The sequence below is a fragment of the Flavobacterium sp. 3HN19-14 genome (assembly GCF_051373205.1).
Taxonomy (GTDB): domain Bacteria; phylum Bacteroidota; class Bacteroidia; order Flavobacteriales; family Flavobacteriaceae; genus Flavobacterium.
Genome location: NZ_JBPPZT010000001.1, coordinates 558,729 through 583,821 on the forward strand (window position 1 = coordinate 558,729; position 25,093 = coordinate 583,821).

The 25,093-nt window shown below is 44.6% G+C and carries 21 protein-coding genes, 1 tRNA gene and 1 pseudogene; 13 read left to right on the top strand and 10 right to left on the bottom strand.

What is annotated here, in order from left to right; all coding sequences use genetic code 11:
* Positions 1–278 precede the first annotated feature (278 nt).
* From ACSLFW_RS02870 to ACSLFW_RS02880, 3 genes are all read left to right on the top strand, one after another.
* The gene (locus tag ACSLFW_RS02870) at positions 279–659 is read left to right on the top strand and encodes an SDR family oxidoreductase (RefSeq protein WP_436554565.1); all 381 of its coding nucleotides are present in this window, start codon (positions 279–281) and stop codon (positions 657–659) included.
* Between the two features lie 175 nt (positions 660–834).
* Positions 835–1,284, top strand: a complete 450-nt coding sequence (locus ACSLFW_RS02875) for a hypothetical protein (protein WP_436554566.1) — start codon at positions 835–837, stop codon at positions 1,282–1,284.
* Entirely contained in the window at positions 1,196–2,107 is a 912-nt protein-coding gene (locus ACSLFW_RS02880) for a helix-turn-helix domain-containing protein (RefSeq protein WP_436554567.1), read from the top strand. The genes ACSLFW_RS02875 and ACSLFW_RS02880 overlap by 89 nt, the downstream gene beginning before the upstream one ends.
* Positions 2,108–2,202: 95 nt before the next feature.
* Here the strand turns inward: ACSLFW_RS02880 and ACSLFW_RS02885 are convergent.
* A pseudogene (locus ACSLFW_RS02885) lies at positions 2,203–3,777 on the bottom strand (Na+/H+ antiporter).
* Between the two features lie 495 nt (positions 3,778–4,272).
* On the opposite strand from ACSLFW_RS02885, the gene ACSLFW_RS02890 reads away from it, so the two are divergent.
* From ACSLFW_RS02890 to ACSLFW_RS02925, 8 genes are all read left to right on the top strand, one after another.
* Positions 4,273–4,512 carry a hypothetical protein gene (locus tag ACSLFW_RS02890; RefSeq protein WP_436554568.1) on the top strand — a complete coding sequence of 80 codons (240 nt, stop codon included), beginning with the start codon at positions 4,273–4,275 and terminating at the stop codon, positions 4,510–4,512.
* Positions 4,509–5,633: a fibronectin type III domain-containing protein gene (locus ACSLFW_RS02895; protein ID WP_436554569.1), complete on the top strand. Its 1,125-nt coding sequence runs from the start codon at positions 4,509–4,511 to the stop codon at positions 5,631–5,633. The genes ACSLFW_RS02890 and ACSLFW_RS02895 overlap by 4 nt, the downstream gene beginning before the upstream one ends.
* The gene (locus ACSLFW_RS02900; RefSeq protein WP_436554570.1) at positions 5,614–6,099 is read left to right on the top strand and encodes a fibronectin type III domain-containing protein; all 486 of its coding nucleotides are present in this window, start codon (positions 5,614–5,616) and stop codon (positions 6,097–6,099) included. The genes ACSLFW_RS02895 and ACSLFW_RS02900 overlap by 20 nt, the downstream gene beginning before the upstream one ends.
* Positions 6,069–7,517: a fibronectin type III domain-containing protein gene (locus tag ACSLFW_RS02905; RefSeq protein ID WP_436554571.1), complete on the top strand. Its 1,449-nt coding sequence runs from the start codon at positions 6,069–6,071 to the stop codon at positions 7,515–7,517. The genes ACSLFW_RS02900 and ACSLFW_RS02905 overlap by 31 nt, the downstream gene beginning before the upstream one ends.
* Positions 7,508–8,944, top strand: coding sequence for a fibronectin type III domain-containing protein (locus ACSLFW_RS02910; protein ID WP_436554572.1), 1,437 nt, complete (start codon positions 7,508–7,510; stop codon positions 8,942–8,944). The genes ACSLFW_RS02905 and ACSLFW_RS02910 overlap by 10 nt, the downstream gene beginning before the upstream one ends.
* Before the next feature lie 10 nt (positions 8,945–8,954).
* Positions 8,955–9,599 (top strand): fibronectin type III domain-containing protein, encoded by a 645-nt coding sequence (locus ACSLFW_RS02915; protein ID WP_436554573.1) that lies wholly within the window; start codon positions 8,955–8,957, stop codon positions 9,597–9,599.
* 32 nt (positions 9,600–9,631) lie between these two features.
* Complete coding sequence (locus tag ACSLFW_RS02920) at positions 9,632–13,600, top strand: choice-of-anchor J domain-containing protein (RefSeq protein ID WP_436554574.1); 3,969 nt, start codon at positions 9,632–9,634, stop codon at positions 13,598–13,600.
* 204 nt (positions 13,601–13,804) lie between these two features.
* On the top strand, positions 13,805–14,575 hold the full coding sequence (locus ACSLFW_RS02925; RefSeq protein ID WP_436554575.1) for a carboxypeptidase-like regulatory domain-containing protein: 771 nt from the start codon (positions 13,805–13,807) through the stop codon (positions 14,573–14,575).
* A 188-nt stretch (positions 14,576–14,763) separates the two neighbouring features.
* Here the strand turns inward: ACSLFW_RS02925 and ACSLFW_RS02930 are convergent.
* Positions 14,764–14,837, bottom strand: a tRNA-Ala gene (locus tag ACSLFW_RS02930).
* A gap of 119 nt (positions 14,838–14,956) precedes the next feature.
* On the opposite strand from ACSLFW_RS02930, the gene ACSLFW_RS02935 reads away from it, so the two are divergent.
* Together ACSLFW_RS02935 and ACSLFW_RS02940 are read left to right on the top strand one after the other, a co-directional pair.
* Positions 14,957–15,718 (top strand): enoyl-CoA hydratase/isomerase family protein, encoded by a 762-nt coding sequence (locus tag ACSLFW_RS02935; protein WP_436554576.1) that lies wholly within the window; start codon positions 14,957–14,959, stop codon positions 15,716–15,718.
* A gap of 141 nt (positions 15,719–15,859) precedes the next feature.
* Positions 15,860–16,309 (top strand): 6-pyruvoyl trahydropterin synthase family protein, encoded by a 450-nt coding sequence (locus ACSLFW_RS02940; RefSeq protein WP_436554577.1) that lies wholly within the window; start codon positions 15,860–15,862, stop codon positions 16,307–16,309.
* Positions 16,310–16,373: 64 nt separating this feature from the next.
* On the opposite strand, the gene ACSLFW_RS02945 is transcribed toward ACSLFW_RS02940, so the two are convergent.
* The 8 genes from ACSLFW_RS02945 to ACSLFW_RS02980 all read right to left on the bottom strand — a co-directional run bounded on the left by ACSLFW_RS02945 (position 16,374) and on the right by ACSLFW_RS02980 (position 25,081).
* Positions 16,374–18,257, bottom strand: a complete 1,884-nt coding sequence (locus ACSLFW_RS02945) for an OmpA family protein (protein WP_436554578.1) — start codon at positions 18,255–18,257, stop codon at positions 16,374–16,376.
* Between the two features lie 19 nt (positions 18,258–18,276).
* Entirely contained in the window at positions 18,277–18,822 is a 546-nt protein-coding gene (locus tag ACSLFW_RS02950) for a PorP/SprF family type IX secretion system membrane protein (protein WP_436557363.1), read from the bottom strand.
* A complete protein-coding gene (locus tag ACSLFW_RS02955; protein ID WP_436554579.1) occupies positions 18,773–19,201 on the bottom strand; it encodes a type IX secretion system membrane protein PorP/SprF in 429 nt (142 codons plus the stop codon). Before ACSLFW_RS02955 ends, ACSLFW_RS02950 begins: the two co-directional genes overlap by 50 nt.
* 71 nt (positions 19,202–19,272) lie before the next feature.
* Positions 19,273–19,899: a gliding motility-associated C-terminal domain-containing protein gene (locus ACSLFW_RS02960; RefSeq protein ID WP_436554580.1), complete on the bottom strand. Its 627-nt coding sequence runs from the start codon at positions 19,897–19,899 to the stop codon at positions 19,273–19,275.
* Between the two features lie 66 nt (positions 19,900–19,965).
* The gene (locus ACSLFW_RS02965; protein WP_436554581.1) at positions 19,966–21,633 is read right to left on the bottom strand and encodes a hypothetical protein; all 1,668 of its coding nucleotides are present in this window, start codon (positions 21,631–21,633) and stop codon (positions 19,966–19,968) included.
* Complete coding sequence (locus ACSLFW_RS02970; protein ID WP_436557507.1) at positions 21,551–21,835, bottom strand: hypothetical protein; 285 nt, start codon at positions 21,833–21,835, stop codon at positions 21,551–21,553. Before ACSLFW_RS02970 ends, ACSLFW_RS02965 begins: the two co-directional genes overlap by 83 nt.
* Positions 21,769–22,740 (bottom strand): hypothetical protein, encoded by a 972-nt coding sequence (locus tag ACSLFW_RS02975; RefSeq protein ID WP_436554582.1) that lies wholly within the window; start codon positions 22,738–22,740, stop codon positions 21,769–21,771. The genes ACSLFW_RS02970 and ACSLFW_RS02975 overlap by 67 nt, the downstream gene beginning before the upstream one ends.
* Positions 22,688–25,081 carry a hypothetical protein gene (locus tag ACSLFW_RS02980; protein ID WP_436554583.1) on the bottom strand — a complete coding sequence of 798 codons (2,394 nt, stop codon included), beginning with the start codon at positions 25,079–25,081 and terminating at the stop codon, positions 22,688–22,690. Before ACSLFW_RS02980 ends, ACSLFW_RS02975 begins: the two co-directional genes overlap by 53 nt.
* Positions 25,082–25,093 lie beyond the last annotated feature (12 nt).

Here is a 25,093-nt window from a genome sequence, read left to right on the forward strand (position 1 = left end):
ATATTCCGAAATACGTTGAACCAGGTTAAGAAATTGAATAAGGTTTGTCACAGCCATCGGGCATAGGGATCATGTTGTTGGAGGTGGCTTCTCGATACAATTTTAATAAAAAGTTTACGCATTTTTATTAAAATCACTCGAAGTGACGACGCATATAACCTATGAACTCACAATTTCAAAAACATCCTATTCCAAATTCCTACTACAACAAACCCCGATTCAACTACAACTCCCGCCTCAACCCTAACCTAACTTTGTTACATCAAAAACTATTAAAAATGAAAATCGTATTAACAGGCTCACTCGGCAACATCGGAAAGCCGCTTGCCGCGTCATTAACAGCAAAAGGACATGCTGTAACCATCATCAGCAGTAATCCGGAAAGACAACAGGACATTGAAAAATTAGGTGCAAAAGCAGCCATCGGCACGTTGCAGGATGCTGAATTTCTTGCAGCAACTTTCAAAGGCGCAGACATCGTTTACCTCATGGAGACCATGGAAGCCGTAGGCGATATGTTCGACAAAAACGTTGATTTTATCGCAGCCATTGAACAAATCGGACGCAATTACAAATATGCCGTAGAACAATCGGGTGTGAAAAAGTCGTACACCTCAGCAGCGTCGGCGCGCATACGGATCAAGGCACCGGGATTTTAATTTTTCATCACAAGGTAGAAGCTTTGTTGCGCCAATTGCCTGACGATGTTGCGATAAAATTCATCCGTCCGGTTGGGTTTTACATCAATTTATTCAGTTTATTCCGACCATCAAAAGGCAGGGAAGCATCATTTCAAATTATGGCGGCAATACGAAAGAACCCTGGGTTTCGCCATTGGATATTGCTGAGGTAATTGCTGAAGAAATCGACAAGCCGTTTGATGGAAAAACCGTCAGGTATGTAGCCAGCGATGAAGCCTCGCCAAACGAAGTTGCGAAAATGCTTGGTGAAGCCATTGGAAAACCGGATTTAGAATGGAAAGTCGTTTCAGACGAACAATTGCTCAATAACTGGCTGGCTATTGGTTTCAATGAACAGGTTGCCAGAGGATTTGTCGAAATGCAACGCAATCAAGGTAACGGCCAGCTTTACGAAGACTATGACAAACACCGTCCGGAATTGGGAAAGTTAAATTGGCTACCTTTGCAAAGGCGTTTGCCGAAGCTTATGCTGCGGAAGAATAGTAAGAAATTCCATGAAAACACAAAGAGTAACCAGTATCAGCGAATACCGTCAATTGCGTGGATTGCCTGCGCCGGAACATCCGTTGATCAGCATCATTGATTATGCCGGCATCCAGCGTCCGGCCGACATCAGCGAAGTGAATTGGGTAATGGATTTCTATTTTATTTCCGTCAAACGCGGCATCGGTGCTAAACTCAAATACGGGCAGCAGAAATATGATTTCGATGAAGGCGTGATGTTTTTTATTGCGCCTGGACAGGTATTCCGCATCGAGCCCGACGCCCACTCCGCCGAAGAACGTTCCGGTTGGGTGCTGCTCGTTCATCCTGATTTTTTATGGAATTCGGCGTTGGCTAAAACTATAAAGCAATATGATTTTTTCGGTTATTCGGTCAATGAAGCGTTGTTCCTTTCGGGAAAAGAAGAAATTACGCTAAACAGCATCATCGCCAACATCCGTCAGGAATACCACAGCAACATCGATGCATTCAGCCAGGGCATTATCATTTCTCAGATTGAGACATTGCTGAATTATGCGCAGCGGTTTTTCCAGCGGCAATTCATTACGCGGAAAATTGCCAACCATCAGCTTCTTGAACAGATGGAAAATTTACTCGAGGATTATTTCAACGATGAAAACCTGATTATAAAAGGATTGCCGACTGTTCAGTTTATTGCGGAATCGCTGCATGTATCCGCAGGCTATCTCGGCAGCTTGCTCAAAACGCTTACTGGGCAAAGCACGCAACAGCATATTCATGAAAAATTGCTTGAAAAGGCTAAGGAGAAATTATCGACTACAGATTTATCGGTGACAGAAATTGCTTATCGATTGGGATTTGAACATCCGCAGTCGTTTAGTAAATTGTTTAAGAGTAAGGTGCGGGTTTCGCCTTTGGAGTTTCGGGCTTCGTTTAATTGATGATTTGAGGCTTCCCGATACAATTCTAATAAAAAAACTGGCGCTTATTTATTAGAATCACTCGAAGTGACGGCGTGAAAATGACGCAATATCAGCTACAACAACCGCAACCGCTCCTCCTCCATATCAATGCGATGCAAATGCCTGCGGATGATTTCCTCATCGAGCAGTTCGTAGGTTTTGTTTTTCTGGATGAGCCACTGCCGCTGCAATTCTAAAATATTACGGTAAATGGTCATGATTTCGTCGGTCATTTTATTTTCTTCTGCCTGGCTGCTTCCCGCCTGCCATTTCGCCATCATTTGCTGGAGGAAAGTAAGTGTGTGTACTTTATCCTTGTGATTTTCTTCGATATTTTTAAGTGCAATGTCTGCCAGACTTTTATTGATGATGGCATGAATTTCCTCATCTGTATGCCGCTGCGGCGGATTGTGCAGTTTCAGTTTCCTGATGATGTACGGAAGCGTCAATCCCTGTGCCAGCAATGTCACGAAAATGACCACAAATGTGATGAATAAGATGAGGTTTCGTTGCGGAAACGGCGACCCGTCTTCGAGCGTAGCCGGAATCGAAAGTGCCGCTGCCAGAGACACCACACCGCGCATTCCCGCCCAGCCCAAAATAAAAGGCCCTCGTGCACCGGGATTTCTCGTATCGGCGACGGTGATGAAATTGCGGGCAACCAGCGTTACCAGCACCGCTCCATAGGCAGATAATATTCTTCCGACAACCAAAACGCCGGTAATCAAAAGTCCGTAGCCGATAGCGGTATTGATGCTGACGCCTTCAAGCCCGGCAGAAATTTCAGGAAGCGCCAGTCCGATCATGACAAAAACCAATCCGTTCAAAATAAAACTCAGGCTTTCCCAAACGTTATACCCACGAATTCGCGAAGTACTGCTCAGGAAAGAATGCCGGTGTACAGAAAGCAATAATCCGCCGCTGACTACCGCCAGAACACCGGAACTGTGGGCTTCTTCCGCAAGGATATACATCAGGTAAGGCGTCACAATCGAAAGTACGATATCCATATTGGCGTCAGTCGGCAAATACTTGTGGAGTTTTTTGAAAACGAGCCCGACCAGTAATCCGATCGCGATACCGCCGACAATCATCCACAAAAAATTCAGCGTCGCATCGGCCTAAACGAATTGTCCGGTGGCGACGGCAATCAATGCAAAACGGAAAATAATGAGCGATGAAGCGTCGTTGAGCAGGCTTTCGCCTTCGAGAATCGATTTGATTGTGCGCGGCACTCTTACAAATTTCAAAATCGCGCCGGCACTTACCGCATCGGGTGGCGAAACGATGCCGCCGAGCAAAAATCCTAACGCGAGAGAAAATCCCGGAATGAAATAATTGGCGACATAGGCGACTGCCAATGCTGTCAGGAATACCACGACAAAAGCAAAACTGCCGATTACGCGGCGCCATTTCCAGAGTTCTTTCCACGAAATCGACCAGGCCGCTTCGTATAATAACGGCGGCAGGAAGATGATGAAAATCAATTCGGGTTCGATATGAAGATTGGGCACACCCGGAATGAATCCAATAAGCAGACCGGCGACAACGAGCAAAATCGGATAAGCGACTTTTATCTTGTTCGCGAGCATGATCAACAAAACGATGATAACGACGAGGGCGAGGCAAAAAGTGAAATTTTCGAGCATGATCAGGTTTTGGCTTTACACAAAGTTAGGCTATTTTATAAAAATAAATTGCTGCATTTTTTGCATTGAAAAACGACATTCAGAAATTGAAGTAGTGTGTTAGCCTCCAGTCATTTAGGCTGTAAATCTTACATTTTAATTGTATCGAAAATTAATCAAAACATCGCTAATCCCTTACCATTACTGGCTTGTAGTCAACATTCTATGGTTGTTTTTTCGGGGAAATCCTTACATTTGGCTCGCAAAATTTTTTGCTGCAGTTCCAGCGCAACCCGAAAAGCTTTACGAGTAGGGAAAAATTATAACCCATTTTATGATAAAAAAAATTACCTTTTTTAGTATTCTGGCTTTCTTATTTTTCATTCCGAATGTATTCGGGCAATGCGGCACCGGCGGGACAAAATATCCTACGGCTGATTATGTTCCGGTAAACTCCGGTAGTTTTGAAACCATCACTGCAGATGCTTATGCGGGGAATATTCGCAATTTACCGCGGTGGCCAATAAGCAATATTCTTTTGCAAGTTCTGTGGCGACTGATTACATCACCATTGCGAACACGAGCGGCACCATTTATGCCAGCGGAACGACGCCGGTATCATGGTCTTCAGGCGCGGTTACAGGGACAATCAAATATTATATCCATACCAATTCGGCTTGCGGGACGCAAAATGTTTCCAGAACAAGGTATATCGCTGTGGCCGGTCGGGTTCTTGCGGATTGCCAACGGCGTTGACCGCTTCAAATATTACCTCGAATTCTTGCAGATTATCATGGACAGCTCCGACTGCCGCTTTAGGGTCGGGTTATGATATTTATTTCAGTACAACGGCGACTGCTCCAACGGTGGCGACTGCTGCTACCTACACAAGCACTTCTACAGCGTTGGATCCGGTTCGAAATTTGAATCCGGCGACGACATATTATTTTTGGGTGCGTACGAATTGTGGCGCGACTAAAAGTCCGTGGGTTGCGGGCGGGAATTTTGCAACAATCGCGTCTTTAAACTGCAACGGCGCTTATCACGGGATGTATCCGGCAACGACCTTCACGCCTGCGGGCACAGGAACTCCGGAAGAAATCACTCCCGACAGTTGGGCAGGACAGTTTTCAAAAGTTACTATTTTAAACGACCAGCAATATACTTTTGCAACGTCGATGCCGGGCGATTTCATTACCATTACAAACGAGGCAGGAACAACCGTTTACGCTTCAGGGCCGACGCCTTTGAATTGGTTATCAGGAAACGTTTCAGGCATAGCGAGATATTACATCAGCGCTAATGCGGCTTGCGGTGTTCAGGAAGTTGGGCGTTCAAAAACCATTACTGCTGCTCCTTTTATCTGCGGACTTCCGACAGATTTGAATGTGCTTAACATCACCTCTACTTCAGTAAAATTATCATGGACTGCACCTGCCTCGGCACCAGCCGGCGGTTATGACATTTATTATGCTACAACTGCGACTGCACCAACTGCTGCAACTGTTCCGACAGTGAGCGTTGCGAGCGGGACTTCAAAACTGATTAACGAGCTTGAAGCCAATACGAAATATTATTACTGGATTCGTTCTAACTGTAGCAGCACTTCAAAAGGCAACTGGGTTGGCGGCAATTTCACGACCCTTGTAAGCCTGTTTTGCAATGGTGCCTATTACGGCATGTATCCGGAAACTGTTTTTACTCCGGCTGATAACGGCACGACGCAAAATATCGTTACCGATAGCTGGGGAGGCCAGTATTCTTTAGTGAATATTATTCCGAACAGGCTGTATACTTTTTCAAGTTCTGTAAATGGTGATCACATGAGCGTCACTACAGAAGACGGAACCACGCTTCTTGCTACAGATAACGGTTAGTCTTTACTGGACTTCAGGTAATTATAGTGGAATTGTACGCTATTATCTCCATTCTTCGGATTACTGCGGAGCGGAAGCTGTTGCCAGAACAAAATCAATCTGTTGCAGCGCTGTTACGACTTGTGAATGGCAAAATAACATACAAATAATCAATATCACTTCAGATTCGGCGACCGTTACCTGGAACCAGGCGACGAATTCAAATGCGTCCTATTTCGTTTCTGCGGATGATGTGCCCTACAAGACTTATTTTGGTACGCTGACCGAAATCCGCACGCCGACAAGCACCGTTATCACGGCACTACAGCCGAATACGACTTATTATTACTACGTGCAGCAGGTTGCAGTCCATGGATTTCCGGTGGCTCTTTTACAACATTGGCAGATATATATCAAAGCTGCAACAACGCTTACTACGGCAAAAATCCTCAGGAAATGTTCGTGCCGCAGTGCACCGGAAGCTTAGAGACCATTACGCAAACTTCGCGCGCCAGCCAATATTCAGATGTAACGCTTTCGTCAGACACGCAGTACTTGTTTCAAAGTAACGTTTCGTCAGATTATATCACGATTACCAATATTGGAGGTACAGCGGTATTGGCCAAAGGATCTTCGCCATTGACATGGAATTCAGGTTCTTTCGCCGGACCGGTGCGCTATTACATCCACACCCAGGTAGCCTGTGGCGGATTTGAGTCTTCTACAAGATGGAAAAGCATGAAATGTACGCCTTATTGCAACGCACCTTCGAACCTGGCAATTTATAACAAAGCGGCCAAGTCGGTTTATCTGACGTGGAAAAATGGTGCTGCCACGGCTTATCAACCATATATCACCACTTCAGCTGCCACTCCGGATGACAATCTTCCAACGGCAGGAAATACCGTAACCGACAACTTTTATACTTTCACCGGACTGACGCCGGCGACGACCTATTACCTTTGGGTACGTTCAGTTTGTCCGTCAGGCAACAGCGCATGGGTTTCAGGTGGAAGTTTCACGACTTTTGCAGGCGGCTGTAATGTTGGGGATCTGTATCCGAATGCCACTTTTACGCCAACTTGTACTTCTGCGCCTGAAGTCATTACAACACATGCATGGGCCGGAGAAGATTCTGCAGTAGCACTTCTTGCCAATAAAACGTACACCTTCGCAAGTTCAGTTGCGACAGATTACATCACTATTACAAATGTAGATTACCCACTGGATACCGTTTATGCTTTCGGAACGACGCCACTGACGTGGAATACCGGAGCATTCAGCGGAACGGTGCGATTCTTCATCCATACAGATGCGGATTGCGGTACGCAGGATGTTGACAGGACGAGAACGGTAATGTGCATTCCGCCGCCGGTTTGCCTGGTGCCATCGGCATTGACAGTGGCGAACATTACATCGAATTCGGCTAAAGTTTCCTGGACGGTGCCTTCGCAGATTCCGTCTGACGGATATGATATTTATTATTCGACCAGCAGCACGCCGCCGACTGCCAGCCAGGCATTGTTTGACAATTTCAACGCGACGACTTATCTGCTTCGCAATCTGAACAGCAACGCGACTTATTACTATTGGATCCGTTCTAATTGCGGCGATTTGAAAAGTGCGTGGGTGGGCGGAACTTTCAATACGATTGCATTCCAGAGCTGTAACGGCGCGTATGCCGGTTTATGGCCTGCGGATAATTTCACGCCGACTTGCAACGGAACTGATGTGATTTCGGCTACCGCCCTGCCGTCAACGTTCTCAAATATCAATGTCATTCCGAACAAACAATATACTTTCTCAAGTTCTGTTTCGACAGATTATATCACGGTTACGAATGCCGACGGAACGGTCGTTTATGCTACGGGCGCAACGCCTGTGACCTGGGGTTCATGCCAATGACGGGTGTTATCAGGTACTACACCCACTCCAGCCAGAATTGCGGATTTGTAAATGTTTACAGGACGAAATTCATCAAATGTGATCTTGCTCCGGGATGTACGGCAGGGGAATTGTTTCCTGCAGAGACTTTCAGCCCAACCTGTTCAGGAACTTCCAACCTGATTACGGTAAATGCCTGGGCGGGAGAATATTCGAACATCAACGTAATCGCCAATCAGGCCTATACATTTACGAGTTCTGTTGCAACAGATTTCATTACGATTTCCAATACAGATGGAAGCGTGATTTACGGAAGAGGTGTTACGCCATTCACGTGGACATCATCGGCTGCAGAAGTAATCCGTTTCTACATCCACGCAGATGGCAATTGCGGTACTCAGGATGTTGACCGTGTAAGAAGAATGTCATGCGAAACTTTTTGCGGGCTTCCGGGTTCGGTAGCGGCAGTAAACATTTCGCCGACATCGGCAACGTTGACTTGGTCGGCTCCGGCGATAGCGCCGCAGAATTACCATATTTATTATTCGACAACAAATACGCCTCCGGAACGGTTCCAACTACACCCAGGTGATGAACGGTTTGTCAACCAACATCACGGGATTGAATGCAAATACGACCTATTATTTCTGGGTGCGTTCGAATTGCTTTCCGGGAAGGAGTGCCTGGTTCCGGGAACTTTCACGACTTTACCGGTTTTGAATTGCAACAGCGCGACTTATGGCGTTTATCCATCGTGGACATTTACACCTTCGTGTACGGGATCAAAGGAGACCATCATCACGAATGCATATGCAAGTGAATTTACGAATGTGAACATTGCTGCCAATAAACAATTCAGGTTTGAAAGTTCTGTTTCGACAGATTATATCACGATTACGAATGAATTGGGGAGTGTGGTTTATGCTTCAGGCACGACACCGTTGCTTTGGTCTTCGGGCAATATTTCCGGAAATATCAGGTATTACCTGCACACGAATGGTGCCTGCGGCTCACAGGCAGTCGACAGGATAAAGTATATTACCTGTGCAACGGCGGGTTCATGCGGTGCACCTTCTCAGGTTGGCATCTCGCAAATTTCGTCGGAATCTGTTAATCTGACATGGGCAGCGCCTGCGACGGGGTTGGCGAATGCCTACGAAATTTATATTTCACCGGTTGCTACTGCGCCGGGCAATAGTTTGCCTGCGAGCAATTACATGACGACTGAGAATACTTACAATTACACCGGACTTCAACCCAACCAGTTCTACTACTATTGGATGAGAACCTATTGTGCCAATGGTACAAGCGGCTGGCAGTTGTATGGCAGCTTTACGACGAATTCACCGGGTTGTATCGGAGGTACTGTGTTGTTCCCGCCTGATACGATTGTTCCGGTTTGTAATGGAAATGCGACTTTGATTACTGATACTGGGCCGTCATGGTGAATATTCAAATGTGACTATTGCAGCCAATACGACTTATACCTTTACCAGTGGCGTTGCAACTGATTATATTACGATTACGAATGCTGCCGGAAATACGGTTTTGGGTTATGGAACTACACCGCTTGTATGGCCTTCGGGTTCAACAACCGGAACTGTCAGATTTTACCTGAGTAAAGATGTATATTGTGGTACCGATGGCGGCGATTACAGGTTTAAATATGTGACTTGTAATGCTCCGATTGTCTGTGGCACACCTTCAAATCTTTCAGCGGAGGACATTACCTCTCAGGCTGCTAAAATCTCGTGGACGAATCCGACAACTGCGATGGTATACAGCCAAATTTATGCTTCGCCAAATAATACGCCTCCAAACGAAAATACCATTCCGACGGATACTGCAAGCGGAAATTACAGAATATTGTACCAACTTAATGCCCAGACGACTTATTTTTACTGGGTGCGCACTATGTGTGAGACTTCAGCAAGTGCCTGGGTTTACGGTGGTACTTTTACAACGGTTAATACTGTTAGTCCGGGTTGTAACGGCGGGACGCACGGATTGTATCCTTTGACGACTTACACACCTGCCTGTTCAGGAACTACAGAGGTTATTACCGATTATGCCTGGCGGGAGAATTCTCGAATGTCAGTGTAAATGATGCTACAGCCTATACTTTTTCGAGTTCATTGGCAACCGATTATATTACGATAACCAATGAAACCGGAAGCCAGCTTTTAGCAGCCGGTACTACTCCGATCAGTTGGTATTCCGGCGGTTACTCCGGAATTATCCGTTATCACATTAACAAAGACGCCAATTGTACTGCGGAAGATGTAAGCCGAAGTAAATATATTAAGTGTACTTTTTCGCCTTGCCCGAATATCACACCGATATTTACGCAGGTGGCGGCAGTTTGCCCGAATAGTGTGATAGCACCCCTTCCTGTTGATTCTAATAACGGAATTAACGGTTCTTGGTCGCCAGCTTTGAATAATACGGCAACCACTACCTACACCTTTACACCGGCTGCGGGACAATGTGCACTTACAACAACGATGACGATCACCGTAAATCCTGCCAATATCGTTCCGACATTTACGCAGGTTGCAGCGATTTGTTCAGGTTCTACTTTGAATGCGCTTCCTGTAGATTCTAATAATGGAATCCATGGTACTTGGTCGCCTGCTTTGAATAACACTGCAACGACGACTTATACCTTCACACCTGCTGCGGGTCAGTGTGCAACGACGAAAACGATGACGATTACGGTAAATCCGCCGAATATCGTTCCGACATTTACCCAGGTTGCGGCGATTTGTTCGGGAGCTGCTTTAGCCTCTCTTCCTGTTGATTCTAATAATGGAATCCATGGTGTTTGGTCGCCAGCTTTGAATAATACAGCTACGACCACTTACACCTTTACGCCGTCGGCTGGCCAATGTGCTACTACAAAAACGATGACGATTACTGTGAATCCGGCGAATGTAGTTCCGACATTTACCCAGGTTGCGGCGATTTGTTCGGGAGCTGCTTTAGCCTCTCTTCCTGTTGATTCTAACAATGGAATTCACGGGTCTTGGTCGCCTGCTTTGAATAATACTGCTACGACGACGTACACATTTACACCATCCGCAGGTCAATGTGCGATTGCAACGACGATGACGATTACTGTGAATCCTGCGAATGTCGTTCCGACGTTTACCCAGGCTGCAGCAATTTGTTCGGGTTCTGCTTTGACTACACTTCCTGTTGATTCTAATAATGGAATCCATGGTGTTTGGTCGCCTGCTTTGAATAATACTGCAACGACAACTTATACCTTTACACCATCCGCAGGTCAATGTGCGATTGCAACGACGATGACGATTACTGTGAATCCGGCGAATGTAGTTCCGGCGTTTACCCAGGTTGCGGCGATTTGTTCAGGATCAGTTTTACCTTCACTTCCTGTCGATTCTAATAACGGAATCCATGGTGTTTGGTCGCCTGCTTTGAATAATACGACTACGACGACTTACACATTCACACCATCCGCAGGTCAGTGTGCGATTGCAACGACGATGACGATTACTGTGAATCCGGCGAATGTAGTTCCGGCGTTTACCCAGGTTGCGGCGATTTGTTCAGGATCAGTTTTACCTTCACTTCCTGTCGATTCTAATAACGGAATCCATGGTGTTTGGTCGCCTGCTTTGAATAATACGACTACGACGACTTACACATTCACACCATCCGCAGGTCAGTGTGCGATTTCAACGACGATGACGATTACCGTAAATCCTGCGAATATCGTTCCGACATTTACCCAGGTTGCGGCGATTTGTTCAGGTGCATCTTTAGCCTCTCTTCCTGTCGATTCAAATAACGGAATCCATGGTGTTTGGTCGCCTGCTTTGAATAATACCGCTACGACGACGTACACATTTACACCATCCGCAGGTCAATGCGCTGTTGCAACAACGATGACGATTACCGTGAATCCTGCGAATATCGTTCCGACATTTACCCAGGTTGCAGCGATTTGTTCAGGTGCATCTTTAGCCTCTCTTCCTGTCGATTCAAATAACGGGATCCATGGTGTTTGGTCGCCTGCTTTGAATAATACCGCTACGACGACTTACACATTCACACCATCCGCAGGTCAGTGTGCGATTGCAACGACGATGACGATTACTGTGAATCCTGCGAATGTCGTTCCGACGTTTACCCAGGTTGCAGCGATTTGTTCAGGATCAGTTTTACCTTCACTTCCTGTCGATTCTAATAATGGAATTCACGGGTCTTGGTCGCCTGCTTTAAATAATACCGCTACGACGACGTACACATTTACACCATCCGCAGGTCAATGCGCGATTGCAACGACGATGACGATTACTGTGAATCCTGCGAATATTGTTCCGACATTTACGCAGGTCGCAGCGATTTGTTCGGGCGCTGCTTTGAATGCTTTACCTACGACTTCCAACAATGGTATAACCGGAACTTGGTCGCCTTCACTTAACAACACTGCGACGACGACTTATACCTTTACGGCAGGCGTTTCATTATTTAATGAAGGTTTCAATACCGGTTTTGGTGCATGGTCGACATACAGCGTAACCGGCGCAGAAACATGGACGTACGGAGCTACATTTGGAAATCCCGGCGGAATGGCTAAAATTTCAGGCTATAATGCCGGTAATCAAAACAACGAGGATTGGCTGATTTCACCTGCACAAAATCTTACTTCGGTTACCGGATTGACAACACTTTCTTTCGATACGGCTTACAAATTTAACGGCAACCCGATTGTGGCATTGATTTCTAAAGATTACAACGGTACCGGAAATCCGGCAACTGCGGGAACATGGACTGTTTTAACCGGTGCGACATTATCCTCGGGCGACTATGTTTTTGCGAATTCAGGAGGCATAGATATTTCAAATTTCACTGGTACGGGCGCTGAGCATGTATATATTGCCTTCAAATATACATCCACAACCACTGCATCTTCAACCTGGGAAATTGATAATGTGAAGATTTCGAATACCAATCAATGTGCGATTGCGACGACGATGACAATTGCTGTAAATTCCGGAAATGTTACTCCGAAGTTTACACAGGTTGCTCCAATTTGCTCAGGTTCTAGTTTAAGTGCGCTACCTGTTGATTCTAATAATGGAATTCACGGGTCTTGGTCGCCTGCTTTAAATAATACTGCAACGACGACGTACACCTTTACACCGTCTGCAGGTCAATGCGCGATTGCAACGACGATGACGATTACTGTGAATCCTGCGAATGTCGTTCCGACGTTTACCCAGGTTGCGGCGATTTGTTCGGGTGCTGCTTTAGCCTCTCTTCCTGTTGATTCTAATAATGGAATCCATGGTGTTTGGTCGCCTGCTTTGAATAATACTGCAACGACAACTTATACCTTTACACCATCCGCAGGTCAATGTGCGATTGCAACAACGATGACGATTACAGTAAACGAAATCCCATCAGTACCACTATTTCAAGATGTGCTAAGTTGTTCTGATTACATTCTGCCGGAATTAGCAAACGCAAATTATTATACCGAATCCAATGGAAACGGAAATTTGATTCCTGCAAACACCGAAATTTCTGAATCGCAAACCATCTACGTTTACACCGCCAACGGAGCTTGTACGGCAGAGTCGAGCTTTACCATCACTATTCAGCCAGTCGATAGTAATATCACGGTAGACAATGCTGATATTACCGCTAGTCAATCCGACGCTGTTTATCAATGGTATGCTTGCGGAGATAATCCAATCGCGATTGATGGCGCTATTTCACAAACGTTTACCGCGACTGAAAACGGTTGGTACCAGGTTGAAATCACCACTCCGGCATGTACAATCTTTACAGATTGCGTACAGGTTACTTCACTTGGAATTGATGAAACAGGCTTCTCAAACATGCTCCTGATTTATCCAAATCCGAGCCGTGGTCTGTTTGTAGTTGAAACCGGAAATATTACCGCCGATAAAATCACAGTTGTTGATAATCTTGGAAGAACAATCGGTTCTGCCGTTCCTTCTTCGAATAAAACGTCACTCGATATCGAAGGTTTTGCCGAAGGTATTTATTATGTGAAAATCAGCCATGATGGCGTGGAAACAACCAAAAAACTCATTTTGAAGTTGTAAAAATAGAATTCAAATCAATGACTTCCGGAAGTTCAGTTTACCGCTGCGCTTCCGGAAGTTTTGTTTTACATAAGCTCGATTTTCTTAAATCCGTCTAAAAATAAATGGCGTCTGCAGCCGAATAACTACTTTTACACTTTATTTCAGAAATTATGTTGAAACGCCTCTTTATACTGTTTTTTATATTGTTCCGGAATTGCCAATTTGAAGGCGCAGGAAATCTTCGAAGGTGTTGTAAAAGACAAAGATTCAGGCGACAATATCGCTTACGTCAACATCGGAATCCTCAACAAAAATGTCGGAACGGTATCTGCCTCCAACGGGAAATTTTCCCTTCCGCTTGACGGGAAATACGATAACGAAACTTTAAAAATCTCTATCATTGGCTACAAAAGTGTCGAGTTCAAAGTTGGTGATTTCAAAAAGAAGTATGCGCAAAATGCTACAATCTATCTCGAAAAAAATGTCTCTGAATTAAAAGAAGTCGTCATCAACGGCAATCTTAAAACTCGTAGTCTCGGCAATAAACTCGGCAAAAAAACAGTTTCTGCGGGCTTTGTCAATAACGTTTTGGGCAATGAAATCGGCATCGTCGTTAAAATAAAAAAGAAACCGACATATGTCGAAGCGTTTCATGCGATGGTTGATTACAACCATTACAAGGAATTAAAATTCCGACTTAATTTTTATGATTTGAAAAACGGATTGCCCAACAACACCATCCTAACGGAAAATATCATTGTAACGAGTGCGATCAAAAAAGGTGAACTTACGGTCGATTTAAGCGATTATAACATCGTCGCCGAAGAAGATTTCTTTGTTTCGCTTGAACTGATTGAAGGTTTGGGTGAAGGCGGATTGCATTTTTTAGCCGATTATGATGGTTCGCCGATTATTACGCGTGCGGTCAGCCAGGGAAAATGGAATAAACAGGACGATTTGAGTTTTGGATTTTCTGTTACGGTGAAGAATTGAGTTTTGAACGCAGATAAAGGCGGATTTTAGCAGATGGTCGCGGATTTCCAAGATTATCAATATTTATAGATTTAAAAAACTTCGCAAAAACAATTCTGCGTAAACTTAAAAATCCGCGGAAATCCTTTATTATCCGTTATTATCCGCGTCCCAATAAAAAAAAGCAGTGCCAAACGACACTGCTTTCGTGGAGAATATCGGATTCGAACCGACCACCTCTTGCCTGCCAGGCAAGCGCTCTAGCCAAATGAGCTAATCCCCCATAACTGCGCAAATATACTGCAAATTTTTACCAACATCCAAAAAAGAATTTCCAAAAATTGCATTTCACGGTTTGTTTGCGGGATTTCATTAAATTTACAGGAACTTTCCAATCAACACATGACAACAGCAAACGGCACGCTTTCTACAGACATTTCCAATAACATCGCTACCATTACCTTCGGGCATCCCGCTTCCAATTCCTTTCCTGCGTCGTTATTAAAGCGATTGACAAACGAACTCAATATTCTGGGGCAAGCACCAAACATTAATGTAATCATGCTTAAAAGCGAAGGAAATGGCGCCTTCTGTGCCGGCGCATCTTTCGATGAATTGCTCGCCGTCAACAATGCCGAGGAAGGAAAAGCATTTTTCTCAGGTTTTGCCAACGTCATCAACGCCATGCGCAAGTGCCCAAAACTCATTGTCGGCAGGATCCACGGAAAAGCTGTCGGCGGCGGTGTCGGACTCGCAGCAGCCTGTGATTATGCTCTGGCAACAACAGCTGCCTCTATAAAACTATCAGAACTGGCCATCGGAATCGGTCCGTTTGTAATTTCGCCAGTCGTGGAAAAGAAAATCGGGCGCAATGGTCTCGCAGAACTCACCCTTGCCGCTCACGAATGGAAAACAGCGGAATGGGCATTACAAAAAGGACTTTACGCCAATGTTTTCGAAACCACAGAAAGACTTGATGCCGAACTCGGCAATTTCTGCAGCAAACTTGCCGCTTACAACCCGGAAGCGCTGTCTGAAATGAAGAAAATACTTTGGGAAGGCACCGAAAACTGGGACACGCTTTTGTCTGACAGGGCTGCGATTTCCGGAAAACTGGTGCTTTCAGATTTTACCAAAAATGCATTGGCGGCTTTTAAGAAGTAGTTTTTTTTAGAAGCTAATCCCGCTCTCCGCAGTAGTTTTGCGGCTGAACGCCAGCCACAAAAGCTACTTGCTCCTATCGGGGCTAGGGCATTTGTTTTCATTAGCACATTTATCCGTAAATTTGCGGTAAATATTTCCACAATGAGCAACATCAGGATTACCAAGCAATTCAGTTTCGAAACCGGCCACGCATTGTATGGCTACGATGGCAAATGCAAAAACGTGCACGGCCACAGCTATAAACTGTCGGTTACAGTTATCGGCACGCCAATCGCCGACCGTAACAACGTCAAATTCGGAATGGTGATCGACTTCTCCGACCTCAAAAAAATTGTCAAGGAAGAAATCGTCGATGTCTTTGACCACGCCACGGTTTTCAACCAGACAACACCCCATGTGGAACTCGCCAACGAACTCAAAGAACGCGGCCATCATGTAATCCTCGTCGATTACCAGCCTACAAGCGAAAATATGGTCACAGATTTCGCCGGTAAAATCAAGAAACGCTTGCCTGAAGACATTCAGTTGTTTTCATTGAGGCTACAGGAAACCGAGACTTCTTTTGCAGAATGGTTTGCGTCTGATAACTAAACTTTCTCCAATAAAAAATCCCGATAACTATAGCTATCGGGATTTTTTTATTTTTAGAAACTCCTTATTTCTTTACGATCAGGAATTCGCTTCGTCTGTTCAATGCGTGTTGTTCTTCTGTACAGGCTTCTTTACAATCGATTTTCGGTTCGCTTTCGCCATAACCTTTTCCGCTGATTCTGCTTGCCGCGATTCCTTTTGAAATCACATACTGAACTGTAGCTTTTGCCCTTCTGTCAGAAAGTTCCATGTTATAGGCATCACTTCCGCGGTTATCGGTGTGCGATTTAACCATGATGACCATCGCCTCATTGTTTTTCATTACCTGAACTAACTTATCCAATTCGAAAGCGCCAGTCGCTGTAATGTTGCTTTTGTTGTATTCGAAATTGATATCGCTAAGAATAACTTCTTTTTCTGTCACAATCACATCGATTGGGTTTAACGAAGCTTCCACTTTTGCTTTTCCGCCTTTGTTTTTCGGAAGGTCAAATACGCCACTTTCGTAGCCGTCTTTCGCTGCCTGAATGGTGTAGGCTTTGTTACATTCTACGTTATAACCTACTTCGCCAAATTCATTAGATGTTTTGGTCTGGATAACGTTTTTCTTTTCGTCAAGAATGGCAACTCTTGCACCATCGATAATTTTTCCGGTTTTTTTATCGGTTACGACAACTGTAGCTTCAACCGAACAAACAGGATCTGCTGCATAGATGTCGTCTGTACCGCTGCGGTTACTTGAGAAGAAACCGATGTTTTTCGCTACATTGAAACTGAAAGCGAAATCATCTTTTTCAGTATTCACTGGTTTTCCAATATTTTTTGCTTCAGCATCGGAACCGGTAATTCCTTTGTTCAAGTCGATTGAAAATACATCCAATCCGCCAAGGCCTTGTCTGCCGCTTGAAGAGAAATAAAGGATACCATCGTCTGTGATGTAAGGAAATTGCTCGCTGCCTTCTGTGTTTACTTTGTCACCAAGGTTTTCAGGTGTTCCGTATGTGTCTCCGTTAACAGAAACTTTCCAGATGTCATTGCCACCTTTTCCGCCAGGCATATCTGAAGTAAAATATAAAGTCTTACCGTCTTTGCTGATGCTCGCGCCGCTGGTTGAATATTCTTTGTTGTTGAATGGCAATTGTGTTGCATTCACCCATTTTCCATTTTCCTTAACCGCTTTGAAAAGATAAACCTGACCGAATTTAGCATTGGCTTTTTTGTCTTTTTCGTATTCTTTTACTGCGTGGCTGTCTCTTGAGAAATACATGGTATTACCGTCAGCTGTAATAGAAACAGGGCCGTCATGCCATTTTGTGTTGAGTTCTGTGACTTCAACAGCTTTACCGAAAGTGCCGTCAAGGTTATATGGAGCCTCGTAAATGTCAAGGAATGGTTCATCGTAACCGTCGATTCTTTTTGCTTTGTTCCTTGAACTGGCAAAATACAGGTTTCCGTCGTTGGCCAACACTGCTCCAAATTCAGATTTATCACTGTTGATGGCAACGCTCTTCACGTTAAAAGACTTTTGCTTGTCTAATATCTTTGGAAGATAATTCGGGTTTTCTTTGAAGGTCTTCGCGCGCTGGTCGTTTGGTGCTTTTTCTGCAAACTTCGCCATTTGTTTGTTCGACTCTTCATATTTGCCATTAGCTTTGAGCATCTGGGCGTATTTGTAATAAGTCTCGGCGTCTTGTGGTTGCGTTACCACTTTTGCATACCATTTGGCTGCCTCGGCTGTGTTGAACATGTTGTAATAAGCTTCGGCCAATTGTTTGTATACGTAATTGTCGGCTTTGCTTTTATTAACCAATTCCAAATACTCTTTTGCAGCATCTACATACTCAAACTGCGCAAACAATTTGTCGGCCTTTTGAGTATCCTTATTCTGAGCCTTGAGCGATGTTGTACCTGCCAACACTAAACTCAATAATATATATAGTTTTTTCATTATCTGTAGTGGGTTTAGGTTAGAAATATCTTGGTGAACGTGATACCTTTTTCGGGAAGTTCAAATCGAACAACAGGATGATCTCGTGTGAAGATGTAGTTGCAACCTTCAAATCCGAGATCACATGGTCGTAGGCATATCCTATCCTCAACGATGGTGTGATGGCATAGTTCACCATCCCGCTGAAGCTGTCGTCTACCCTGTATGATGCACCGATCTCGAACTTCTCATTGAACAAAAAGTTCGTCGATACGTCAAGTGAGCTCGGTGAGTTGAAGGCCGATTTAAGCATCGCGAATGGCTTGAACTTGATGTTCGGGCTCAGATCGAATACGTAACCTCCCGTGATGAAGTAATGCTGCGTCTCCGTACCGTATTTCACGCCGTCGTAATCAAGGTGGTTCGCCTTGAGCATGTTCGGAACCGAGGCAGCGAAGTACCACTTGTTCGTATAAAGGAACAATCCCGAACCGATGTTGAAGTAGACGTTGTTGCTGTCCTCGCTGAACCCGAGGTCATCGCCCTGCGGAAGCGTGCCGTCGTTGATGTCGCTGAAAAGCCCGATCCTCTGGAAGGTTGCCCCTGCCTTGAGTCCGAGTCCTGAACTTCAGTTCACCTCCAAGGTTCAGCGTGTAGGAGAAATCCGCGTAAGCGTTCTGCTCATTCACAGGGCCGATCCTTATCGGAGATAAGCGAAAGTCCGATACCCACGTTCTTGCCCACAGGTGTCGATCCCGAGAACGAGAACGTCTCCGGGCGCCGTCTACATTCACCCACTGCTTGCGGTACAATAGCCCGAAGGAAAGGTTCTCCTTGGAGCCCGCATAAGCAGGGTTGATGACGTTCATATTATACATATACTGCGTGTAGTGCGGATCCTGCTGGGCCTTCACATCCGCAAGGGACAGAAGTGCGATCAGGGCTGCTAGATATATTTTCTTCATTGTAAGTTTGTTTGGTTATACCGGCCTTGGTTCTGCCCTTGGCCGGCATAGTATTTAATTGCTGTTGCTAGTTATCTGTTGATGTAGATCCATCCTGTGTCCTGCTTGCCATCCATCTTGTCTATGACATAGAAGTAGGTAGCATCCGGAAGCTCCTCGCCTGAATTCGACTGGCCTTTCCACTCATTCTTGTAGTTGGCCAGCTGGTAAACCTCCGTTCCATACCTGTTGTAGATCGTAAGGTGTTTCACATTAAGAACTGTCAGGTCGAAGAAATCATTCTTGCCGTCGTTGTTTGGCGTGATACCTTTCTGGATTGCGCAACTGATGTCAAATGCAGGGATGTCCAGAGTTGAGCTACAGTTCGTATCCTTCGAGGTCACCGTTACGGTATATGTTCCAGGCACATTTGCTATAATTGCATCAGGAGAATCCGTAGCCGTATATGTTGAAGGTGACCAAGAGAACGTGCTATTCAATGGATCGAAAGAACCACTTGCAGGAAGCGCACGCAATACGTAGTTGTTTCCTTCACAACCGACTTCCGATGTAATGAAGAAATCAGGATAGATTGTTACTGACGTAGTAGCAATGAAAGCTTCGCAACCTGTTGTTGCAGGAAGCGCATGGTTAACGGTATAGTGCCCTGCAGTACTTTCGCTTGGCGTAATCGCACCTGTGGCCGCGTCAATACTCAAACCTGAAGGAGTTGCCGTATACTGCACGGCCTCCCGGCTCCGAACTTGTTACGCTTTGAGGAGTTGTCACAGATTTACAGAAAGCTGCCCGTTATAAGAAATCTGTCCAACGAGCTGTTCTACGATGATTATCGTCGCAGTAGCAACGTCTCCTGTACAGTTACCTGTTCCGTTGATTGTATTGGTAACATCATAAGTTCCAACAGCACTCAAATTGAGATCTACAACACCAGCGGCATTGATCACCAATCCTGCCGGTGTGAATGTGAAGACACCAGCGGTACCGTTATTGGTAAATGTTGGCGATGCAGTGGCGTTAGCAGCTTTACAGTAAGTTCCATCAACATAGCTGAAATCAGCTACGCCATTTGCAGAAATCAAAATAGTGAATGTTGCTGTTACCTGACCACAACCATCAGCAGCTGCTACGGTATTTGTGATAATGTAACTGCCGGTAGGCGCAGTTTCAAGTGTGATTTTACCTGAAACAGGGTCAATTGTCACAGCAGTTGAATTTATTGTAAAGGTACCGGCTACACCAGTTACCAAAGGTGTCGGGTCTGAATCTGTATCTTTACAATAATTAACATTGTAAGTGAATGAAGCATCAGGCAGTTGTGTAATCGTAATTGTTGTTGTTGCAACAACCTGGCTACATCCGCCTGCAGCAGCAATCGTATTGGTGATTGTATGTGTCCCGACTGTACTTCCGTTGATTGTAATAATACCTGTTACAGCATCAAGAATCAATCCGGAATCAGAAGTAAACGAACTTACAGCTGCAGCATTTGCATCGTCCATTATTGGCGCAGGAGTTTCCGTTCCGTTACTGCAATAGAATTCTGCAGGATAATGGAAATCTGCTGCAACCGGTGCCGTAATTGTCACCGTAAAAGTAGCTGTTACATCCGGGCAACCGTTTGTTCCAATAAGTGTATTGGTAATAACGTATGTTCCAGGCAGCGTCTGAGCCAAATCAATTTCTCCGTTAGTAGTTCCCGCTACAAAGAAAAGATTTGGAGAATCAGCTGTAAATGTTCCTAAGGATGCACCTGTGTCTGGTGTTGCGAAAGGATTAGTACCAATGTTGTTGCAATATTCATTTGCAGAATAAGTGAATGATCCCAAAGGAACAGCTATTACGTGCAATTGAACTGTGATCACTTCATAACATGTTGGAAGGTCTCCTTTTGTAACTCTTATATATAATGTCTGATCAAAAGGAACAGTATTAGTAAATGCAGGATCTAAAGCTCCCTGTCCCAAAGCAGCTGCTTCAGCCGTAAGATGATAGGTTACCGTGTATTCATCAGCTGGCAACGCACCTAATGCTTGGGTGTTCAAATTTGACAGATTGAATGAAGCAAGTCCATCGAGAACTGCATCGTCACACACAACATAATCAGCAACTGTACCTGGTACAATTGCAGGAACGATAGTTACACTGATTTCGTCTGTATCGGTATTCAAACCGCAAGTACCAACTACTTTATAAACTTCGGATTGCGTAGCTTCATAAAGTACATTAGTAGCGCCCGGAATAACACTGTTATTGAAATACCATTGGTAAGAGTTAGGCGTACTTGCCGAATATGCGATTGCGTTCAGCGTGTAGCTTCCGCATCCAATAACATCCGGTCGAATACTAACGTCACAACAGAAGTTTGTTGATGTACCAGTGCCAGGAAACTCCAAAATCAGTCTGGTACAATCTGATGTAACCAGCGGCACCATTAAAGTTGGTAACCATAATCAGATAATATTCTCCTGCAGTAGCGTTTGGAATATGTAAGGTCTCCGTGAAAGCGCCATCATAGCTACAATCTACGATATTTCCAACTGGGTAAACAGCGTTTGGATCTGTATTGTTTATACATTCCGGACAGTCTTCAAGAGCAACCTGGTCGCAACTTTGCGGACTCGGGAAAGGCCCCATGCCGCGAAATCGACATCAATACCGTTCCCGGTAAAGTTGGTAGTTGTACTCTGTCTGATTTCGTATGTCAATGCCCCGGTCTCATTCACCTGAAGGTAATAGAATGTAGGGTTTGGAGCAGAGAATAAACAGGCAACTTGCCCGATTCCGGTTGTACCGGTAGTATTCGGGAAAATCAATGGCTGTGTAAGTCCGCCCGCACAAAGTGGCTCGGCAGTTTCACAAGTTGAAACTGATTTTATACAAACATTGAACGTTACTATTTGACTTTGTGCAGCATTAGACCAAACTCTAAGATAATAAGTTTGTCCTACTACGTAACCGGTGAAGCTGTTATTAAGTGAGTTTGGATCACTACAAAACTCTTTTACCAATGCTCCGCAAGTACCAGAATATACCGCAAAATTTAAGTTGGTAGTAGTTCCTTCCACGTCAGTTAAGTTAATGAAATGCTGATCGGCGCCAGCCACGAAACTAAACCAAACGTCGTCATTTGCATTTCCTGTACAGGTTGGTGGTGAGTTTGGAACAGTAGATGCAGTTGCACCGATAAGATTGCCTCCTGTCGTGAATTGACATTGACCACTTGCATTCACCTGAACCGGAATTGCAGTAATACATTCGTCGTTCGTTGCCGGAGGCGGTGGAGATTTCACACAGAATGCAAAACTTGCCCATTGCCCAACAGCATTACCTTTGGTATAAACCCTTACATAATAAACGTTACCAGGGGTCAAGCCTGTTGCAACACTTGTTGAAGCAGCGCTGCAATAAAGTGTAGTCAGAGCACCACACGTTCCTGAGAAAACAGTATGATTTAGCTCAACTGTACTTCCTGAAGACAATAACGGATTAACTGTGATGAATTGTACCGCTCGTTGCTGTAAATTTAAACCAAACATCATCGTCTGTACCTGTACAAGCCGTTCCGGTAATTGTTGGTGTTGATGCTGTCGCGCCTAGTGTATTTCCGAAAGAGTTCAAATTACATTCAGCCGTTGGATTTACCAGTGTATCAATTGCATTAGCACAATCGTCATTTGCAGGAGGCGAAGTAATACACAATTGGAATTCTGCAGATTGATCGGCAGTATTTGTAGCTATGTAAACTCTAATATAATAAGTGTTACCGATAGTTAAATTTGTCGCATTACTCGTATTTGTGGTACTGCAATACAGTTTAGTCAAACCGGAGCAATCTCCTGAAAACACCGTGTAATTCAATGCGAAATTGGCAGTTGCAGGCGAAGGAACAATCGAACTTAATGTAATGGTCTGCTGCGTAGAACCGGCAACAAAACTATACCAAAGATCATTATTTGTTTGTCCACAACCCGCACCAGTTACAGGTGGATTTGGCAATGATGCAGTAGCACCAAAAGTATTACCCTGAACAATATTAACCGGCAAGCAATCTTGGCCTGTATTGACTGTTACCGGAAGTGCTCCAAGACAATTGTCATTTACAGGTTGAGAAGAAACACACAAATCAAAAGTTGCTGACTGTAACGGATTGTTGTTTGATGTATAGACCCTGATGTAATATACATCACCAGGAACTAAGTTTGTAGCAATACTTGTGTAATTATTGCTGCAATATAATTTTGTGAGATTTGAACATGTCCCTGAGAAAACAGTATAATTCAATCTTACGTTATCACCAATCGGAGACGGAACAACATTGCTGATGCTAATGGTTTGTGAAGATGCTAATGCCGTAAATTTATACCAAACATCATTATTGGTTTGGCCACAATTCGCAAGTGGTGCAGCAATTACAGGTAACGAAGCTGTAGATCCGAAAGTACTTCCCGACACTAAAGTTGCAGGGTCGCAGGTTTGTGCCGTGCTTACGGTAACCGGAGCAGCATTGATACACTCATCATTTGCCGGAGGCGAAATAATACACAGATTAAATGTTGCCGATTGATTAGCCGTTTCTGTAGCGTTATAAACCCTGATATAATAGGTTTGGCCTACTGTAAGGTTGGTAATTCCGGCGACATTTGCATTACTGCACAGTAATCTTGTCATGTTGTCACAAGTTCCTGAAAATACAGCAAAGTTCAATTTAAATGTATTTGGCGTACCCGGAGCAAGTACAATATCCGAAAGACTAATTGTCTGCGAAGTTGAATTTGCAACAAAGCTGTACCAAACATCTCTGCTGGTTTGCGTACCACAACCAGCTCCTGCTAATGGTGGCGTAACTGTAAAGTTAGCTGCAGTAGCACCATAAGTATTACCTGGCGCAAGGTTAGCAGGCAAACAAGCCTGAGCCGGATTAATAGTAACCGGAGTTGCATTGGCGCAATTATCATTTAAAGGTGTTGTAATAAATGTATATGGCGTTAAGATTGTCCATGTACTGGTTTCAGTTCCTGAACAGACCGCTCTTACATAATAGGTATAAGATGTTGATGGTGTTAATGGCTGCCCGTTAAACGTTGTAAGGTTAAATGGATTTGGCACACCAGAGAACGTAGGCGTTGTTGCCGGGTCGTTTGTTGGAGGTGTTCCGCCAGTCAGTACTACATAAACATCGAACAGTGCTGTTGGAGGCGTTGCATTATCTGTCCAACTCAACATAGCGCTTGTTGCAGATGCAACAGCCGTCATTCCGGTTGGTTTAGAACACGGAGCAGGCGTACAATTCGTATTAGCTGTATACAATAAAGTCAGTGGAGTTCCTGTTCCTGCCGGTTTTGTATAAATTACGTCAAGGAAAGGATTCTGAACAGAAATACCTATTTCTTCCGGAGCCGTTCCGGCTACTGTCCAGGTTAACTTGAACGGAATGTTATGACACAGTCCAACCGAAACTGGTGCACCATTGACGCTGTTTGCACCTAATGTTGCTATAAGAATTCCGTTTTGTGTAACTTCCATTCTACCATTATTCCATGTATTTCCATCAGTATTGGTCAACACGAATTTGTAGTTACACTTATCTGCGGTATTACAGGTTTTGGTATTGAACTTTGTAAACGGCACCCAGACACTCTGGTCTGTAGCCGCACAATATGTTCTTACATATACATAATAAATTTGAGCCTGTAAAAGAGTAGTCGCTGTATAAGTCGGCGCCATAATTCCTGTCACTGTAGGTGGTGTACTATTATCAGGAAGCGTAGCTGGTGGGGTTTCACTTGCAATGAAAAGCATTTCCCACTGAGTATCCGTTGGTTGTCCGGGTGTCCAGGTAAAAGTAGCCGTATTCAAGTCAATACTCGCTGCAACAACCACAGGGTTTGTTGG

Bases quoted from the DNA above. Each gene is read 5' to 3' on its own strand.
- ACSLFW_RS02870 (WP_436554565.1), top strand. From the start codon at position 279: ATGAAAATCGTATTAACAGGCTCACTCGGCAACATCGGAAAGCCGCTT.
- ACSLFW_RS02880 (WP_436554567.1), top strand. From the start codon at position 1,196: ATGAAAACACAAAGAGTAACCAGTATCAGCGAATACCGTCAATTGCGT.
- ACSLFW_RS02905 (WP_436554571.1), top strand. From the start codon at position 6,069: ATGTTCGTGCCGCAGTGCACCGGAAGCTTAGAGACCATTACGCAAACT.
- ACSLFW_RS02910 (WP_436554572.1), top strand. From the start codon at position 7,508: ATGCCAATGACGGGTGTTATCAGGTACTACACCCACTCCAGCCAGAAT.
- ACSLFW_RS02935 (WP_436554576.1), top strand. From the start codon at position 14,957: ATGACAACAGCAAACGGCACGCTTTCTACAGACATTTCCAATAACATC.
- ACSLFW_RS02940 (WP_436554577.1), top strand. From the start codon at position 15,860: ATGAGCAACATCAGGATTACCAAGCAATTCAGTTTCGAAACCGGCCAC.
- ACSLFW_RS02945 (WP_436554578.1), bottom strand. From the start codon at position 18,257: ATGAAAAAACTATATATATTATTGAGTTTAGTGTTGGCAGGTACAACA.
- ACSLFW_RS02955 (WP_436554579.1), bottom strand. From the start codon at position 19,201: ATGAAGAAAATATATCTAGCAGCCCTGATCGCACTTCTGTCCCTTGCG.
- ACSLFW_RS02965 (WP_436554581.1), bottom strand. From the start codon at position 21,633: ATGGTGCCGCTGGTTACATCAGATTGTACCAGACTGATTTTGGAGTTT.
- ACSLFW_RS02970 (WP_436557507.1), bottom strand. From the start codon at position 21,835: ATGGGGCCTTTCCCGAGTCCGCAAAGTTGCGACCAGGTTGCTCTTGAA.
- ACSLFW_RS02975 (WP_436554582.1), bottom strand. From the start codon at position 22,740: ATGATGTTTGGTTTAAATTTACAGCAACGAGCGGTACAATTCATCACA.